14 protein-coding genes are annotated in these 17,686 nt (G+C 51.6%); 7 read left to right on the forward strand and 7 right to left on the reverse strand.

Annotation, left to right across the window (positions count from 1 at the left end):
• Nucleotides 1-394 precede the first annotated feature (394 nt).
• Nucleotides 395-2,662, forward strand: a complete 2,268-nt coding sequence (locus QN359_RS14455; RefSeq protein ID WP_322247489.1) for a DUF3141 domain-containing protein — start codon at nt 395-397, stop codon at nt 2,660-2,662.
• Nucleotides 2,663-2,769: 107 nt separating this feature from the next.
• Entirely contained in the window at nt 2,770-3,252 is a 483-nt protein-coding gene (locus QN359_RS14460) for an acyl-CoA thioesterase (protein WP_322247488.1), read from the forward strand.
• Between the two features lie 186 nt (nt 3,253-3,438).
• On the opposite strand, the gene solA is transcribed toward QN359_RS14460, so the two are convergent.
• The 7 genes from solA to tkt all read right to left on the reverse strand — a co-directional run bounded on the left by solA (nt 3,439) and on the right by tkt (nt 11,199).
• Entirely contained in the window at nt 3,439-4,602 is a 1,164-nt protein-coding gene (gene solA / locus QN359_RS14465) for an N-methyl-L-tryptophan oxidase (RefSeq protein WP_322247487.1), read from the reverse strand.
• 12 nt (nt 4,603-4,614) lie between these two features.
• Entirely contained in the window at nt 4,615-5,526 is a 912-nt protein-coding gene (locus QN359_RS14470) for a rarD protein (RefSeq protein WP_322247486.1), read from the reverse strand.
• Nucleotides 5,520-6,404: a methyltransferase gene (locus tag QN359_RS14475; RefSeq protein WP_322247485.1), complete on the reverse strand. Its 885-nt coding sequence runs from the start codon at nt 6,402-6,404 to the stop codon at nt 5,520-5,522. The genes QN359_RS14470 and QN359_RS14475 overlap by 7 nt, the downstream gene beginning before the upstream one ends.
• A 10-nt stretch (nt 6,405-6,414) precedes the next feature.
• A complete protein-coding gene (locus tag QN359_RS14480) occupies nt 6,415-7,224 on the reverse strand; it encodes a pyrroline-5-carboxylate reductase (RefSeq protein WP_322247484.1) in 810 nt (269 codons plus the stop codon).
• A gap of 283 nt (nt 7,225-7,507) precedes the next feature.
• Nucleotides 7,508-8,524 (reverse strand): type I glyceraldehyde-3-phosphate dehydrogenase, encoded by a 1,017-nt coding sequence (gene gap, locus QN359_RS14485; RefSeq protein ID WP_322247483.1) that lies wholly within the window; start codon nt 8,522-8,524, stop codon nt 7,508-7,510.
• A 62-nt stretch (nt 8,525-8,586) separates the two neighbouring features.
• A complete protein-coding gene (locus tag QN359_RS14490; RefSeq protein WP_322247482.1) occupies nt 8,587-9,171 on the reverse strand; it encodes a GNAT family N-acetyltransferase in 585 nt (194 codons plus the stop codon).
• An 18-nt stretch (nt 9,172-9,189) separates the two neighbouring features.
• Nucleotides 9,190-11,199 (reverse strand): transketolase, encoded by a 2,010-nt coding sequence (gene tkt, locus QN359_RS14495; RefSeq protein WP_322247481.1) that lies wholly within the window; start codon nt 11,197-11,199, stop codon nt 9,190-9,192.
• 193 nt (nt 11,200-11,392) lie between these two features.
• Here tkt and QN359_RS14500 point away from each other — a divergent pair, with 193 nt between their 5' ends.
• The 5 genes from QN359_RS14500 to ileS all read left to right on the forward strand — a co-directional run bounded on the left by QN359_RS14500 (nt 11,393) and on the right by ileS (nt 17,619).
• Nucleotides 11,393-12,118: a 16S rRNA (uracil(1498)-N(3))-methyltransferase gene (locus QN359_RS14500; protein WP_322247480.1), complete on the forward strand. Its 726-nt coding sequence runs from the start codon at nt 11,393-11,395 to the stop codon at nt 12,116-12,118.
• Nucleotides 12,119-12,218: 100 nt separating this feature from the next.
• A complete protein-coding gene (locus tag QN359_RS14505) occupies nt 12,219-13,355 on the forward strand; it encodes a methyltransferase (RefSeq protein ID WP_322247479.1) in 1,137 nt (378 codons plus the stop codon).
• Between the two features lie 46 nt (nt 13,356-13,401).
• Complete coding sequence (locus QN359_RS14510) at nt 13,402-13,614, forward strand: hypothetical protein (RefSeq protein ID WP_322247478.1); 213 nt, start codon at nt 13,402-13,404, stop codon at nt 13,612-13,614.
• 108 nt (nt 13,615-13,722) lie between these two features.
• The gene (locus QN359_RS14515; protein ID WP_322247477.1) at nt 13,723-14,703 is read left to right on the forward strand and encodes a bifunctional riboflavin kinase/FAD synthetase; all 981 of its coding nucleotides are present in this window, start codon (nt 13,723-13,725) and stop codon (nt 14,701-14,703) included.
• Between the two features lie 51 nt (nt 14,704-14,754).
• Nucleotides 14,755-17,619 (forward strand): isoleucine--tRNA ligase, encoded by a 2,865-nt coding sequence (ileS, locus tag QN359_RS14520; RefSeq protein WP_322247476.1) that lies wholly within the window; start codon nt 14,755-14,757, stop codon nt 17,617-17,619.
• The last annotated feature ends 67 nt before the right edge of the window (nt 17,620-17,686 follow it).

Raw genomic sequence — 17,686 nt, forward strand, 5'->3', positions numbered from 1 at the left:
GTGGCATGCAGGAATGACGAGGTATGCGGTGTTTCAGGTGTAAAAAACGTCCATCAGGCTTTTGCGACAGCCTCTGAAGGCAGCGACGAACACCACACACATATTTATTGACGGAAAATATTGCAGCAACACCGATAAAATCTTCGCTGCATACGCCCACTCCCCACCCATTCACAGCAAATTTTCGCGCTCTTAAAATCGCTTAAGACGCGCTTGCCTTTAAAAAAAAATACCCTATATTGAGAATACATTCCAGTCCGGTGATGGAATGCCTATCACTGATGCTGAGTGTAAACAAATGGAACATGGAAACACTGCTCAGTCTTGCATACTGAATGGAAATCAGCTCTCGCCATTTTTCTATGCGTCATACATTTTTTTGAGGAAATGTAGTATGCCACCATCAGACGAGCTCAGCGCTTTTCCTGCCATACCCCTCCCCACCGATACCTTAGCGTACTGGACCGATGCTTGCCGACGTTCGCTGATGTTTTGGGATGTGCTGCGCGAGCGCGGCAACAATTATCTGGAACATGAACAGTCTGGTAAGCCGCCAGTTTTGGTATTCGACTATAAACTCATACTCGATGCACGCCGCTTCGAACGTCCGGCCAATTATGCCTTGGCAGCGATTGTACCGCCGCCTGATTACGTCGCTACCGACCCGAAAAAGCGTCCTTTCGTAGTGATCGATCCGCGCGCCGGACACGGCCCAGGCATAGGCGGCTCGAAAATGGACAGTGAAATCGGCATTGCCCTCAAAGCCGGCCACCCATGTTATTTCGTGATGTTTTTTCCGCAGCCAGTGGCGGGACAAACGATAGAGTGCGTGACGCACGCCGAGCGCATATTTCTCGCTAAAGTCAATGAGCTGCATCCCGATGCCGTGGGCAAGCCATTTGTGATCGGCAATTGTCAGGGCGGCTGGGCCTTAATGATCCTGGCAGCATTGGCACCGGAATCGGTCGGCCCGGTCTTATTGGCCGGCTCGCCGCTGTCATATTGGGCTGGGGTGGAAAACAAGAATCCCCTGCGCTATACGGGAGGACTGATGGGCGGCACCTGGATGGCTTCGTTGGCAGGCGATCTCGGCAATGGCAAGTTTGACGGCGCACATCTGGTCGATAATTTTGAGAAACTCGATCCTGGTAATACCCATTTCAGCAAGCTCTACAATTTGTATGCCAATATCGATACCGAGCGCACGCGCTACCTCGATTTCGAGCGTTGGTGGGGTGGGCATTTCCTGTTGAATAAAGAAGAAATGGCGTGGATATCACAAAACTTATTTGTCGGTAATAAGTTGAGTGCCGGCGAGATCATCATGGATGAGGGAGAAACGCGTGTCGACCTGCGCAAGATTCGCTCGCCGATCGTGGTGTTCGCTTCCTGGGGTGACAATATTACGCCACCGCAGCAAGCACTGTTCTGGATTGCGGATTTATACGACAGCGTCGAGGACATCCGCGATCACGAGCAAACTATCGTTTATTTTTTACATGAACAAATCGGACACTTAGGTATTTTTGTGTCAGCCGGCGTGGCCAATCGCGAGCACACTGAACTCGTCAATGCCCTCGATTTGATCGACATGCTCCCGCCCGGTCTGTATGAAGCCATCATCCTCGACACCACACCCGACATGGCAGGTTTGGATTTCGCTGAAGATCGCTATGTGATTCGCTTTGAACCACGTGACATCAGCGATATTCTGGCGCTAGGTGAAGCAGACCGCGAGGGTGAGCGCGCATTCGAACTGGTACGGCATGTGTCACAGATAAATCAATCGTGCTACGACATGTTTGTGTCACCTGTCGTAACAATGTTTTCCAGCGAAATGAGTGCCACTTGCTTACGCAATTTAAGCTCGGCACGCTACGAGCGGGCCTTGCTGTCTGATTCCAACCCGGCGCTCAAAGCGCTGCGCCCCTTGGCCGAGATGGCCCGTTCTATGTCAGCCGACTTAGCTGAGGATAATCCTTGGCTACTGGCAGAGAAAAAAATCGCCGCCACCATACGCAGCAATTGGGACAGCTATCGCGATATGCGCGATGCCCACTACGAACGCCTGTTCAAGCTGACCTATGAATCACCGTTGCTGGCTGCGATGACCGGATTCCAGCCCGACCCGAAGCGCACGACGAGCGCACGCCCACGGAGCCAAGCAGAGCAAGAATTTTCGGCACAAAAGCGCGCCGAACATGAAGTCTGGTTTGATCACGGCAGCCCTGAAGAAGGATTTTTACGCCTCTTGATTTATGTTGCGATCGGCAATGGCGTGGTGGATGAGCGCCCCTTCAGCGGCATTCGCCGCCTGATGCGTGCAACCGGGCGCGATCAAACCGTCAGCTTGCAGCAAATGAAAGAGGCCATCAGACGCCAAACGTTTTTGGTGCGGATGGATGAAGCGCGTGCGCTCGCCAGCTTACCTGCCCTACTACCATTGCGCGCGCAACGTCAGCATGCACTGGAATTGGCGACCGATCTGTTGGCTCTGAGCGGGCCGATTAATGCAGGCAAACAGCAGCGCTTGCAAAGTATTGCGCAAGCACTGGGCTTGGATCAGCCGGAACCAGCGGCCGCGCCGATTGCGCAGAAAACTGCTAAGCCGCGCAAGACCGTTGTTGGCAAAGGCCGCCAGAAAAAAGTGCAAACAACTTAATCGATCGTCGCAAGCGACGATGGAAAAGACTCTGGAAGGGGTTTCAAACCCTGGTCAGATTTTTTCTCATAACGGGAGTACATATTATGTCGAATCGTGAACTTACCATGTCCGTTCTCATGACACCGACGATGATGAATATTGCTGGCAATATTCATGGCGGTGATCTGCTTTTCATCCTCGATCAAGTTGCTTATACCTGTGCCGTTCGCTATGCCAAAACGAATGTCGTGACTTTATCGGTCGATCAGGTACGGTTTGGTCAACCGATTTATGTCGGCGAATTGGTCACCTTTTTTTCAACCATTAATTACGTGGGGAAAAGTTCGATGGAAGTCGGGGTCAAGGTGGTGGCTGAAAATATTTTCACCGATGTCAAACGCCATACCAACAGTTGTTTCTTTACGATGGTAGCGGTGACCGAGGGGAACAAGCCGACCAAAATTCCCAGTTTTTCCCCGAGTACGGAAATCGAAAAACTACGCTACGAATGCGCCTTGGCACGCAAGGAAGCACGCATCGCGGTTGAAAAACAGAATAAGGCCATGGTCGAGCAGGTGTTCAGTAAGCTCCAGCCGGTGCAGGCTTGATGGCAGAGGCGCGCTGAGCATAGGTCAAGTGCGCGCCTTGTTTTTTTGGGGACGCCACAATACCTGCGGAAGTCGGCTGTCTTGCTTGGATTTAAAGGCCGGCGATGAGACGGTTTAAGCCGATCCTACCGATTCCAAAGAGAGTGACAATCAAAAGATACGGCATTGGAGTATCAAAAATACAATTCAACTTCCGACTAATTTGAAGCGTGAAAGATTAAAATTTGATATATCAATTGGGGGGGATTTTCCTTGCGCTAACAAAGCAAGCACTTCTCCGATTGCCGACCCAAATTTAAATCCATGTCCAGAACAAGCCGACGCATAAAAGACATTTGAATGTTCTCGAGACGTGCCAATTAAAAAACTTTGATCTTTGCTCATTGTATAAAAACATGAACGTGAACTGATTGGAAGAGGATTAAGTCCGGGAAAAATTTCTTCAACATAAGATGACATCTCTGTCGAATAACATTCCAAAATACTTTTTTTTCTATTTCCTGGTTCGCAAAGCAAATGCTGTCTGTTGTGAAAGCCAATTTTAATACCTCGCTCCGAACTTATTCCGGCAGGAATCCCATACAGTAACGCTCCGTCTGCATGATTATACAAAAAAGCAGGAAATTTATCCTTGGAAAATTCTTCTTCGTGTCCTACTCGTACATCAAACCAATAGACAGGAACGCTATGTGAGAACCGGAAACTATTCAACTCAGGCAAAAAATTATTCGTAGTCCAAGGCCCAGTTGTCAGAACTATAGCCCGAGTCAAAAATTGATCGCCATTATCGGTTTTAACCAAGAGCATGGATTGAGTATATCGAGAAATTTCTCGAACACTCCGGCCAAAATTCGCAGAAGCGCCTTTTTCTATCGCATGATTCATCATGTGTGTTTGCACTTTGTTTGCCAAAATGACGTATGCCCCCGGCTCATATATTGCTTCCATTTTTTCATTAATAGAAAACCCTGGAAATCGCGCTCTAATTTTTTTTGCACTAAGTACTTCATAAGTAATCTGACCTTCTTGCGCGGTTTTTCTACTTCCTTTTACAACACCTGTTGATTTGGGTCCTATAAATACGGCTCCTGTCGGAATCAACAAGCTCTCATCACTCAAAGCTTGTAACTCGGTCCACAGATCATGCGATCTGTTTAACAAAGGGAGATATTCTCTACCCTCCCAATATGCTCGGCGAAAAATTCTTGTTTCTCCTTGCGATGATCCAAATTGATGTGTAGGTCCAAATTGTTCAATCCCCAACACATTCGCCCCAGAACGTGCAAGATGAAACAGTGTCGACGTTCCCATAATACCCAAGCCGACAACGATAACATCGTAATTTTTCATGTCGATTTTCCTTCACGAATCAATTTTATTGAGTTTCTCAGTTCTAAGAAAAGACTCGTACACAATGAATAATAAAGCCGCCAAAATTAATGAAAAACAAATGGCTGTATTGACGGACAGGACTTGCCGATAGAAAAAAAGGGCGATGGAAATTTGGGTAATTGGAAGGATAAACTGAAAAAAACCCATCACAGATAAAGAGAGATTTTTCGCGGAAAAGGAAAATAGCCATAAGGGAAGCATGGATATTAAACCACATCCAAGCACTAACAGCCGACTTTCAATCGGTAACGTTGGCTCGAATGCAAGTGAAAAATCTGATGTCGAAATAAAAAAACAAATCGCTACAGAAAGAAAAGCAGTTTCCAAAACCAAACCAAACAAAGCATCGAGTTTGCTGATTTTTTTGACATATGCATAGCATCCCCAACTGATGCCAATTGAAAAGTAAATTAGTGGTTTGAGTTCAGCACTATTGAACAACAGAAGTACTACACCGAAAAAAATGACCGCCATTGCTAATCTGCAAATTTTACTTAAATACTCTTTTAAAACCAATGCGCCTATACCAATAGCAACAAAAGGTGCGATCAGGTAGCCTATCCCAGTTTCCAAAACATGACCGTTTATTGAAGACCAGACAAATGTTCCCCAGTTGATGGCAATAAGTAGGGCTGCGCCGAGATGATATAAAGTCCTTTCAAACGTCAAAGCTGATATAAAATTCCTGCATTGACCAATCATCAGCACCAGCACCGCTAGCGTGAAGAATGAAGCAAGAATGCGATAACATAGTAATACTTCAGTCGGGATGTCAGATAGCGCACGCCAAAATAAGGATGAAGCACCGAGAATCAGATTGGCGGTCACACCTGCGACCACAGCAGCAATAATTACGCGTGTAGAATTTATACGATTCACCATAAAACACATTCTACAAGTTCGTACGACCAATACAGATTACCTTTGCTATCCACGCTATAGGCAGCTTGATTTTTATCTCTCCAAGAAGAAAATTCTTCCATTAATCGAGAGGAAATTCGTTTCCAACTCTCTGAATATAACAATAACGGAAATGTATGTCGTTCTAAAAAACGAAATTTAAGACGGCGATCTTGGTATTTTTCGTTCTTATATCGACTTAAAATATCCTGAATACCTACTAATGAATTCAAGCCAATAATGGCACGGCCGCCCTTATTTAAGTAAGTAGGTAATTCTTGTAAAAATCGAAGCAATAAAGTATCACCATAAAACATTGCTGAAAGAGGAATTTCATTAACTTCGGTCGTGGACATTAAATATTCCAACAGCTTTTCCGATGGAGTTCTCCATCCCGGAGGATTGAAAGTAATAAAATCGAATTTCTGATTTTCATTTGGTAAGCCAGAAAAAAGATCGCTGACGACGAACGCGATTTTATTATTGCCAAAGTTTAAGGTTTCATTTTTTACAGAAAGACTAACCGCAGCTGGAGAAATATCTGTTCCGATAATGTGATCAGCCCCCATTCCTCTTAACAGCAGCGCAATTACGCCGCTACCAGTACCGAGGTCAAGGAAATGTCCGTTCAGTACATTATTAGAGAACATTTTTTGTGTATAGCTACCCAATGCCAAACCGGCTGGACTTACTTTAAAAACACTTGGATCATCGATCAGTTTGAGACTATGTCCCATTCCAAAATATGTATCATAAGTAAATAATTTTTCACTCCCTTCATATGGACAACTCGAGAACGAAGCGTGGTGTATTTCATAAAATTTCTCAATCAACCAGCTTTTATCATTTAAACCCAACATATACGCCTCCTTACATTTGCATATATTTAAATTCGCCAAGCTCTTTGGATCTGGCTGACGACTTTCGAAGTGCAGACGTAATGATGTGTTCTACATTGTTTTCCCTAAAGTAAGCTATTCCTCTTTCGGTCGTTCCTTCAGGAGTCATTACCTCGTTACATATCTGTGTTGGAGATTTTCGCGTCAATTCCAAAAGATCGGCAGTTCCCCTTAATATTTGGGCAATCATTAATACTGATTCTGTATTACTGAAACCAGACTGAATGGCAAAACTCTGCATAGCGCTCGCAAAATAAGCAATGAATGCAGGCCCGCCACCACACAGTGCGGTCGCAGAATCTATGAGCGACTCGTCTGTAACATATATTGCTTTACCAAAAGACCCTAGAATGACTCCAGTCAACGCTAGATTTTCTTTATAGATGTTTGGTGATGCACAAAATACGGTCATTCCGAGAGCAATTTCTGGTAGCGTATTCGGTATGGCGCGAATAATTTGACTCACCCCAAGTAAGTGGCCGAGCGTATCGATTTTTATGCCGGCCATCATCGATATCACAGGAGTTGTCCGTCCCAAGTTCAGCTTAATGTCTTTTGCAAACTGAGAAAACTTTTGTGGAGGTATTGATAATATCAAAATATCATCATCATTTACGTTCTTGATTGATGGCAGTGCATCAATTCCATATCGGCTTTTTAAAAAAATACGCCGAGATTCGCTAGGGTCAACGACTTGTAAATCAAATTTAATGTCATTCAGAAGTCCCGAAACAACTGCTGTTCCCATGTGACCGGCACCGACTACTACGATCTTTGTCATTTTAGTGAGCTCATTATTGAATTTAGCTTACTTCAGCGATCAGAACGATGCGGAACGATCAGTGATCGTTACCGCTTTCTTGGCAGCAATTAGACAAATACACACTTTTTACTGAAAATTCCAATTCAAATGATAATCAAGCCAAGCAAATTTTCAAGCGAAACCGACGTAGGAATTTTCTGAAACTTCACCCACTCTAGCAACAAAAAAAAGCCGAGCCCGGCGCACCGGTACTCAGCTTTTTTTGTTGCCAGATCAAGCCGCGCCAGCGCGGCTTTGCATCTTATTTTGCGCTCATCAAGGCCATCGTGGTATCGAGCATGCGGTTCGAGAAACCCCATTCGTTATCGTACCAGCTCGATACTTTTACCAAACGACCGCCATTAACCTTAGTCAAGGTTTCATCGTAAGTACTGGAAGCCGGGTTGTGGTTGAAATCAACCGATACCAGGGGTGCCGTGTTGTAATCGAGAATGCCTTTGAGCGCGCCTTCGGAAGCGGCTTTCAGGATGCTGTTGATTTCTTCGACGCTGGTGTCGCGGGCGGCGATGAAAGTCAGATCGACCACGGAAACATTGATGGTCGGTACGCGCATGGCGTAACCATCGAGCTTGCCATTCAATTCAGGCAAAACCAAACCGACCGCTGCGGCTGCACCGGTTTTAGTTGGGATCATGCTCATCGTGGCGGAACGCGCACGGCGCAAATCTTCATGCATCACATCAGTGAGCACTTGATCATTGGTGTAGGCGTGAATCGTGGTCATCAAACCGCTGACGATACCGATGGCGTCGTTGAGCGGCTTGGCCAGTGGTGCCAAGCAGTTGGTGGTGCAAGAAGCGTTGGAGATGACGGTGTCAGTCGCTTTCAATACAGCGTGATTGACGCCGTACACAATCGTGGCATCGACATCTTTACCGCCAGGTGCGGAGATGATGACTTTTTTCGCGCCGCCGGCCAGATGAGCCGAGGCTTTTTCTTTGGTGGTGAAGAAGCCGGTGCATTCCAAGACGACGTCAACATTGAGCTGACCCCAAGGAATATTGGCAGGATTACGTTCAGCGAAGACTTTGATGACATCGCCATTGACGATCATGCTGTCGCCTTCAACCGTGACCGTGCCAGGGAACTTGCCGTGGGCCGTATCGTAACGAGTCAGATGGGCATTCGATTCGGCATTGCCGAGATCATTGATAGCGACGATTTGAATGTCGTTTTTAAATTTGCCGCCTTCGTAATGGGCGCGAAGGATGTTACGGCCGATACGGCCATAGCCGTTGATTGCGACGCGAATCGTCATGGTGTTATCTCCAAAGGTCTGTACATCAAAAGAAAAAAAACAAACAACACTGCGGCCGCAATTTAATGCAGCGAGGGCGAAGTCGGCAAGGCCAACACGGATGCTTCCAATACCGCCAGATCGCGCCAGCCGTAGGCAAGCTCAGTCAGATCGAGGCCATCCCAGGAAAACGCTTGTTCTTGCAAAGCCAGTGCACCGAGCTCTTCGCAAAAATTTCGGGCCGGCGCATTGTCGGCGATCACCCATACCAATAAATTCTGCGCGCCCTGCGCCTGCAAAGTACGCGCCACTTTTTGCAGCAAGCGCCGACCGATGCCGGCGCGCTGCCACTGTGGTAACAGATATACGGCGGTCAGCTCGCCTTGCATGCCGAGTTTGGCCGGCTCGAGCAACATGCCCGAGGCGAAACCGATCACGGCACCTTCACTTTCGGCCACATACACGCAGACGCGCGCATCGACTTGTGGCAGGGCTTGCAAAATCTGCTTCCAATGCAACAAGCTGTCGGCCAATTGCATATTGTCGAGATAGCTATCCGGCATGATGCCGCGGTAACTGGTTTGCCAGCCTTCTATGCGCACGGCCGCGATCGCTGCCGCATCGGCAACAGTAGCACGGCGCAAGCTGACGGCTTTGATACTGCTCATGGTTTCACTCATCGTACTTCAAGCGGCAGCCAGCGTCGCTTTGACGGTCGCGACCACATGCTCGACGGTAAAGCCGAAATGTTTGAACAAGACACCAGCCGGTGCCGATTCGCCGAAGCTGTCGATACCGACCACGGCACCTTCAAGACCAACATACTTGTACCAGAAGGCGGTGACGCCGGCTTCGATGGCGGTACGCGGCAAGCCTTTACCGAGCACGGCCGCTTTGTAGGCAGCATCCTGACGATCAAACACATCGGTCGAAGGCATCGATACCACACGTACAGCGATGCCTTGCTGTGCCAATTCGGCGGCGGCTTTGACGGCCAACTCGATTTCCGAACCGGTGGCGATCAATACTGCTTGCGCATCGACGGCATCTTGCAAGACATAGCCGCCACGGGCGATGTCGGCAATTTGTTGCGCGCTGCGTTCTTGGTAAGGCAAATTTTGGCGCGAGAAAATCAGCGTCGACGGGCCATCCTGACGTTGTACTGCATGGCCCCAAGCGACGGTGGCTTCCACCGTGTCGCATGGACGCCAGTTGTCTAGTTGTGGAATCAAACGCATGCTCGAGATATGCTCGATCGATTGATGCGTAGGACCATCTTCACCCAAACCGATGGAATCATGCGTAAACACGAACAAGGTGCGGATTTTCATCAAGGCGGCCATGCGAATCGCATTGCGGCTGTAATCGGAGAAGGTCAGGAAGGTGGCACCGAAAGGGATGTAACCGCCGTGCAGAGCAATCCCGTTCATCATCGCGCTCATACCGAATTCGCGCACGCCGTAATTGATGTGATTCCCCGCCTGATCGCCGCGCACTGCGACGCATTCTTTCCAGTTGGTCAGATTGGAACCGGTCAAATCGGCCGAACCGCCTAAAAATTCTGGCAGCGACGGTGCCAGTGCTTGAATCGCATTCTGGCTGGCCTTGCGGGTGGCGATATTTTCTTTCTTGTCGACGCAAGCGGCGATGGCGGCGGCCAATACCGCATCGAAATCGGCCGGCAAGCTGCCACGCATGCGCCGTGTCAGTTCGGCTGCTTGCTGTGGGAATTGCACCGTGTAGGCGGCGAATGCGGCATCCCAGTTGCTTTCCGCGGCAGCGCCGGCAGCTTTGGCATCCCAGTTGGCATACACATCCGCTGGAATTTCGAACGGGGCGTAGTCCCAGCCTATGTGCGCGCGTACCGCGGCGATTTCTTTCTCGCCGAGCGCGGCGCCATGCACATTGTGGGTGCCTTCCATATTCGGCGAACCTTTGCCGATCACGGTTTTGCAGCAGATCAGGGTCGGTTTGTCGGCGGCTTTGGCCGCGACTATCGCGGCCGACACCGCTTGAGCGTCATGGCCGTCGACCGCGGCGATCACGTTCCAGCCGTAAGCGGCGAAACGCTGCGGCGTGTTATCGGTAAACCAGCCTTCGACATGGCCATCGATGGAAATGCCATTGTCATCCCAGAAGGCGATCAGTTTATTGAGTTTCAAGGTGCCGGCCAGCGAGCAGGCTTCGTGCGAAATCCCTTCCATCAGGCAGCCATCGCCCATGAAGGCATAGGTGTGATGATCGACCACGGTCAGGCCAGGGCGATTGAATTCAGCCGCCAGCAGTTTTTCGGCCAAGGCCATGCCGACCGCATTGCTAATACCTTGACCGAGCGGGCCGGTAGTGGTTTCCACGCCCGGTGTGACATGCACTTCCGGATGACCGGCGGTTTTTGAATGCAATTGACGGAACTGACGGATATCGTCCATGGTCAAAGCGTAACCGGTCAAATGCAAGAGCGAATAATGCAGCATCGAACCATGACCATTCGATAACACGAAGCGGTCGCGATTGATCCAGCCTGGATTGGCCGGATTGTGGCGGTAGTGCCCCTTCCACAAGGCTACAGCGATATCAGCCATGCCCATCGGCGCGCCCGGATGTCCGGAATTGGCTTTTTGCACGGCGTCCATGGACAAAGCACGGATGGCGTTGGCCATCTTGTTCAGTACTGCGGGCTGGAGAGAAGAGATCATGGCGAATAGGTTTCAGGGAAGTTTTGGGATAGATGTTCGGTAACGCTCGGCTGCCAAAATGTAGACATAGCCGGTAAAGCCCGATATTTTAACAGAGCCGCCCGCGAGCGCCTACAGATATACCGATTTGCACCCTAGGGCTACCGTATAATCGGCGCTATCGTGTTCCCGTTTTTATGAATGTCCATTGCTTATGCCACGCTTTTTCTGTGATTTACCACTCAGTTTGGGTATCAGCGTCGCGCTGCCGCCGGCCGTCGCCCACCATGTTTTCGTGCTGCGCATGCAGGTCGGCGAGACGCTGCAATTGTTCAATGGCAGCGGCGGCTGTTATGTGGCCAGTCTGACGGCGCTTGATAAAAAGCAGGCAACGGCCGTGCTCAAGTTATTTCTACCTGAAGAAGTCGAATTGGCGCATGCCTTGAATCTGGTGCAAGCCTTACCAGAAGGCAACAAAATGGACTGGATCATGGAAAAGGCCGTCGAACTCGGCGTGACCGCACTCCAGCCTTTGGCGACGCAGCGTTGCGTCGTGCGTTTATCGGCCGAACGGGCGGAAAAAAAAATGGCGCACTGGCAGGGCGTGCTGATCGCTGCGGCCGAACAATGTGGCCGCAACCGTCTGCCGCATCTGGCCGCGCCGCTTGATCTGAGCAAATGGTTAGCACAACAAGATATTCATCCGCGCATCATGCTCTCACCACGCGCCGAGTTGTCGCTGACGGATTGGGTGAAACACCGGCCGCCGCAAGCCTTGAGCTTGCTGATCGGGCCGGAAGGCGGTTTGTCGGATGCAGAAGAAGATCTGGCGGTGCGCCACGGCGTGATTGCCTTATCGATGGGGCCACGCATTTTACGTACCGAAACCGCCGGCCTGACGGCGGTGGCGGCGATCAATGCCATCTGGGGCAGCTTCTGAGGCAATAACTTGTCGCGGCATGCGCGACTGCACGGCTTTCTTTGTTACACTCCGTGCTTGAACACTAACCTCGCTGGCAGCATCAGCGCATCAGAACACCATGAACTCGCCCGCCCCGCAATTGCATTGGATAGAAAACGACCTCGCCCTGTCATGCCGCTGGCACGCTGAAAACGGCGCACCGCCACCGAAACGCGTACAGATCGCCGATGACCGGCTCAATACCGAAACCGCTTACAAACTGGCCTGCGAAGGCACGGCCTTGCTGTGGCGTGGCGACTTCCAAAATGCCAAGCAATTGCTGCAAGCACTGGCACGTCGCATCGATAAAAAACCAGCGAATAAAAAAGCCAAACCGCCGGCCAACGCCCAGGAAGCCTTCCATCTGCACCGTCAAGCGCAATCGCAGCGCGCGCGCGTGTTGGCGATGATTTTGATTCCGCTCGAAGCCGATTACAGTATTTCACTGCGCCGCGCACCCGATGTCAAACAAGCCTGCCAAGAAGCCTATGGCGCACCCAGTAGCGCTTTCGTCGCCTCGCTGCGCGAATTGCTCGGTTTGATAGGCGCGCACGAATGGCGCAAAAACGGTGTGGCGATTACCGCGCTGGACGCCAAAATTCACCCGCATTACGGCGTGTATTCGCCGGTACGCGGCGAATACATCGATCTCGTCGCCAAGGCCCCGCTACCTTCGACCACCCTGGCCTTCGACATCGGTGTCGGCAGCGGCGTGCTGTCGGCCCTGCTGCTCAAACGCGGGGTCAAACGCGTGATCGCCACCGATCTCGATCCACGCGCGCTGGTCTGTGCGGCCGACAATCTGCAGCGGCTCGGTGTGCGTGCCGCCGTCGAACTGGTCGAAGCCGATCTGTTCCCAGCCGGCCGAGCACCGTTGATCGTGTGTAATCCCCCCTGGCTGCCGGCACGACCGAATTCGCCGATCGAACATGCGATCTACGATGCCGACAGCGGCATGCTGCGCAGTTTTCTGTCCGGCGTGGCGGAACATCTTGAGCCGGGCGGCGAAGCTTGGCTGATCATGTCCGATTTTGCCGAACATTTGGGCTTGCGCGCGCCCGGTGAATTGCTCGATCTGATCGATGCAGCTGGTTTGCAAGTGGCCGGCAAGCTCGATATCAAGCCACATCATCCGAAATCAACCGATGCCAGCGATCCTTTGCACGCGGCCCGGGTCAAGGAAGTCACGTCACTGTGGCGCTTGCGCGTTAAATAACAGCGCTCGGCACGCGCCGAGCTTTTTTAATCTGAATCCTATAACGATGAATAAACCCGCTCGTATCCTTACTTTTAAATGTAAAAAATGCAATAAAGCCGTGCAAGTTTTTTTGCAAAAAGTCTCGGCTTGCTCCCATATCAACCCTTATCAGGGTATTTGTAGTTGCGGCGAGGTGCACTTGTATGCCAGCGGCAACGCTGCTGCCGTTGCCTCCTACTTGGCTTCCGACGGCGTGACGTGGGCGCATCACCACTGACAGTCCGCCGAATCTGCACAGAGCACGAGGAGAAACGGGGATTAAATCCGCGCCTCCCTAGGAAAGCATTTATAATCTACCGCTTTGCAGCAGATTCTTCCAGACACAATGAAGGTATTTCGCGGACTCCCGAATGCAGCCTCCCGCGCCCCATGCGCGCTGGCGATAGGTAATTTTGACGGTGTGCATCTTGGTCATCAGACCTTGCTTGCGCATTTGCGCGCGGCCGCCTCGGCACTCGGCATCGATGCTGCCGTCATGACCTTTGAACCACATCCACGCGCCTATTTCGCGCAAACGGCCGGTGATTTATCACTGGCACCGGCACGCATCGCCAATTTACGCGACAACATGGGCTCGCTCGCGCATGCCGGTGTTGACCGTGTGATCGTCAAGCATTTCAATGCGCATTTCGCGGCTTTATCACCGCAAGATTTCATAGAAAAAATTCTGGTACAGGGTTTGCACGTGAAATGGTTGATGGTCGGTGAAGATTTTTGTTTCGGTGCCAAGCGGGCCGGTACCATTGCCACGCTCGAGCAAGCCGGTCGTCAATTCGGCTTTACCGTGGTCACTTTGCCATCGGTTCAAAACAAGGGTGTGCGCATCTCGTCTTCGGCCGTGCGCACAGCGCTGGCCGCAGCCGACTTTGCCGAAACCGAAGCCTTGCTCGGCCATCCGTATCGTATCTCCGGACACGTCGTGCATGGCCAAAAACTCGGCCGTACCATCGGTTTCCCTACGCTCAACCTACGGATTGCCCACCATCGCCCGGCCTTGAGCGGCATTTTCATCGTGCGCATCCACGGTTTAGCCGATACGCCCTTAGCTGGTGTGGCCAGTCTGGGTGTGCGACCAACAGTCGACGACAGCGGCCGCGTCTTACTCGAAACCCACGTATTCGATTATCAAGGCCACGCCTATGGCAAGGTGGTGCAGATCGAATTTCTGGAAAAATTGCGTGATGAAGCGAAGTACAGCGATCTGGCCACGCTGACCGCAGCGATCGACCACGACGCAGCGCAAGCACGCGCCTATTTCGACGCCAGCCAGCGCATCCCGGCCATCACCGCCACCGACCGAATTTGAAGCATACCACCTGGCTTGCTTCGCCCCCCTATCACTACCTGAAAATTCATCATGTCCGAAAACAAAACAGCCAAAGTCGCGAGTAAATACCCGGTCAACATGACCGAAACCGCTTTTCCTATGCGCGGTGATTTGGCCAAGCGCGAACCACACTGGGTCAAGCAATGGCAAGAGAAAAATATCTACGCGCGTATCCGCAAGGCCGCCGCTGGCCGCCCGAAATTCATTCTGCATGATGGCCCACCGTATGCCAATGGTGACATCCATCTCGGTCACGCCGTCAATAAAATCCTCAAGGATATGATCGTTAAGGCCCGTACCATGGCCGGGTTCGATGCGCCGTATGTGCCGGGCTGGGATTGCCATGGCATGCCGATCGAAATTCAGATTGAAAAACTGTACGGTAAAAGCCTGCCGGTCGCGGAAGTCCAAGCGAAAGCACGCGCCTATGCCGATGAACAGATAGAACGCCAAAAGGCCGGTTTCATCCGCCTCGGTGTGCTGGGCGAATGGGATAATCCTTACAAAACGATGGCATTTGGTAATGAAGCCGATGAGTTGCGTGCGCTCGGTAAGTTGCTGGAAAAAGGCTATGTGTATCGTGGCCTGAAACCGGTCAACTGGTGTTTCGATTGCGGTTCTGCCTTAGCTGAAGCCGAAGTCGAATACGAAAACAAGCGCGACCCATCGATCGATGTCGGTTTTGCCTTTGCCGAACCGGAAAAACTGGCGACCGCCTTCGGCCTGGCCGCCCTACCGGCGCTGCCCGGGTATTGCGTGATCTGGACCACGACGCCGTGGACCATTCCCTCCAATCAAGCCTTGAACATGCATGGCGAGATCGAGTATGCCTTGGTCGAAACGGTGCGCGACGGCGTCGCCACGCTGCTGATTTTGGCAAGTGATCTGGTAGAAAAAAGTTTGAGCAGTTACGGCCTCACTGGCACCGTGCTGGCCACCTGTCTGGGCGCGGCCTTAGCCGGCATCAGCTTCAAGCATCCGCTCGCCGGCGTCGACGCCGGTTATGACCGTCTGTCGCCGGTTTATCTCGGCGACTATGTCACACTCGAGAGCGGTACCGGCATCGTCCACTCGGCACCGGCCTACGGTATCGAAGATTTCTTGTCCTGCAAAGCGCATGGCATGCAAGATGACGCGATCATCGCGCCAGTGATGGGCGACGGCCGCTTCGCCTCGAGTCTGCCGCTGTTCGCCGGTCTGACGATCTGGGAAGCCTCGAAACCGATCTGCGACCAATTACGCTTGGCTGGCAGCTTGTTTTCGCTCACCATGTTCGAACACAGTTACATGCATTGCTGGCGGCATAAAACGCCGATCATTTATCGCGCCACCTCGCAGTGGTTCGCCAGCATGGACAATACCCCGAAAGACGGTGGTGCCAGCTTACGCAGTACTGCTCTCAAGGCGATCGCTGAAACCGCCTTCTTCCCCGCTTGGGGTCAGGCACGCTTGCACGGCATGATCGCCAACCGTCCCGACTGGACGCTGTCGCGTCAGCGTCAGTGGGGTGTGCCGATGGCATTTTTCCTGCATAAAGAAACCGGCCAGCTGCATCCGCGCACGGCAGAATTGCTGGAACAGATCGCTGTTCGGATAGAAAAAGAAGGCATCGAAGCTTGGCAAAAAATTGAAGTCGCCGACTTGCTTGGCGATGAAGCGCCGATGTATGTAAAAAACCGCGACACCCTCGATGTTTGGTTCGATTCCGGCGTCACCCATCAAACCGTGCTGCGCGGCTCGCATGCCGAGCAATTGCAATTCCCGGCCGATTTGTACATGGAAGGTTCCGATCAACATCGTGGCTGGTTCCATTCTTCGCTGCTGACCGCCTCCATGCTCGATGGTCGCGCACCCTACAAAGCCTTGCTCACGCATGGTTTCACGGTCGATGGCAATGGCAAGAAAATGTCTAAATCGCTGGGCAATACGATGGCACCGCAAAAGATTTCCGACACCCTCGGTGCCGATATCCTGCGTCTGTGGGTGGCTTCGACCGATTACTCGGGCGAGTTATCGATTTCCGATGAAATTCTCAAACGTGTCACCGAATCGTATCGCCGCATCCGCAATACGCTGCGCTTTTTACTGGCCAATACCTCGGATTTCGATATCAGCAAAGATGCCATCGCCATTGCAGACATGCTGGAAATCGACCGCTATGCGCTGGCTGGCATGGCAGTATTGCAGAGCGAAGTGTTGGCGCATTACGAACAATTTGAATTTCATCCGGTAGTGAGCAAATTACAGTCGTACTGCTCGGAAGATCTCGGCGGCTTTTACCTCGACATCCTCAAAGATCGTCTGTACACCAGCGGTGTCGATTCTTTAGCGCGCCGCTCCGGACAAACTGCGATTTGGCACCTGACTCAAGCATTATTGCGTTTGTTGGCACCGATGCTGTCATTTACCGCCGAAGAAGCTTGGCAGTTTTTTGCCACGCCCGAGGCCTATGCGGCCAGTGATGAAACGATTTTCACGCAAACTTATTATGCCTTGCCGGCCGTAGCCGACAGCGCCGCCTTGCTGGAAAAATTCGCCACCTTGCGGGCCGTACGTACCGATGTGACCAAGCAGCTCGAAGAAGTACGGGTAGCCGGCAGCATCGGTTCTTCTCTGCAGGCAGAAGTGGTGATCGCGGCCAGTGGTGACAAGTTTGCAGTACTCGAGAGTTTCGGTGACGATTTGAAATTTGCGCTGATCACTTCGGCAGCGACGCTAGAACAAGTTGCCAGCGCTGAGCAAGAACAGGTACGCGTAACGGCCTCGGTCTACAGTAAATGCGAGCGTTGCTGGCATTACCGCGCCGATGTCGGCAGCGCCGCCGCCCATAGTGGCTTGTGTGCGCGTTGCGTGTCCAATTTGTTCGGCAGCGGTGAGAGCCGTCGCTGCGCCTGATACGACTGATCTTTCGCGTGTGGGGTGGCAGCGCCGCCCCACACCGTACAACCACCAGACCTCTACC

It is taken from the genome of Undibacterium sp. 5I2, assembly GCF_035019605.1.
In the GTDB taxonomy this organism is placed as follows: domain Bacteria; phylum Pseudomonadota; class Gammaproteobacteria; order Burkholderiales; family Burkholderiaceae_D; genus Undibacterium.

Bases quoted from the DNA above. Each gene is read 5' to 3' on its own strand.
- QN359_RS14455 (WP_322247489.1), top strand. From the start codon at position 395: ATGCCACCATCAGACGAGCTCAGCGCTTTTCCTGCCATACCCCTCCCC.
- QN359_RS14460 (WP_322247488.1), top strand. From the start codon at position 2,770: ATGTCCGTTCTCATGACACCGACGATGATGAATATTGCTGGCAATATT.
- solA (WP_322247487.1), bottom strand. From the start codon at position 4,602: ATGAAAAATTACGATGTTATCGTTGTCGGCTTGGGTATTATGGGAACG.
- QN359_RS14470 (WP_322247486.1), bottom strand. From the start codon at position 5,526: ATGGTGAATCGTATAAATTCTACACGCGTAATTATTGCTGCTGTGGTC.
- QN359_RS14475 (WP_322247485.1), bottom strand. From the start codon at position 6,404: ATGTTGGGTTTAAATGATAAAAGCTGGTTGATTGAGAAATTTTATGAA.
- QN359_RS14480 (WP_322247484.1), bottom strand. From the start codon at position 7,224: ATGACAAAGATCGTAGTAGTCGGTGCCGGTCACATGGGAACAGCAGTT.
- gap (WP_322247483.1), bottom strand. From the start codon at position 8,524: ATGACGATTCGCGTCGCAATCAACGGCTATGGCCGTATCGGCCGTAAC.
- QN359_RS14490 (WP_322247482.1), bottom strand. From the start codon at position 9,171: ATGAGCAGTATCAAAGCCGTCAGCTTGCGCCGTGCTACTGTTGCCGAT.
- tkt (WP_322247481.1), bottom strand. From the start codon at position 11,199: ATGATCTCTTCTCTCCAGCCCGCAGTACTGAACAAGATGGCCAACGCC.
- QN359_RS14500 (WP_322247480.1), top strand. From the start codon at position 11,393: ATGCCACGCTTTTTCTGTGATTTACCACTCAGTTTGGGTATCAGCGTC.
- QN359_RS14505 (WP_322247479.1), top strand. From the start codon at position 12,219: ATGAACTCGCCCGCCCCGCAATTGCATTGGATAGAAAACGACCTCGCC.
- QN359_RS14510 (WP_322247478.1), top strand. From the start codon at position 13,402: ATGAATAAACCCGCTCGTATCCTTACTTTTAAATGTAAAAAATGCAAT.
- QN359_RS14515 (WP_322247477.1), top strand. From the start codon at position 13,723: ATGAAGGTATTTCGCGGACTCCCGAATGCAGCCTCCCGCGCCCCATGC.
- ileS (WP_322247476.1), top strand. From the start codon at position 14,755: ATGTCCGAAAACAAAACAGCCAAAGTCGCGAGTAAATACCCGGTCAAC.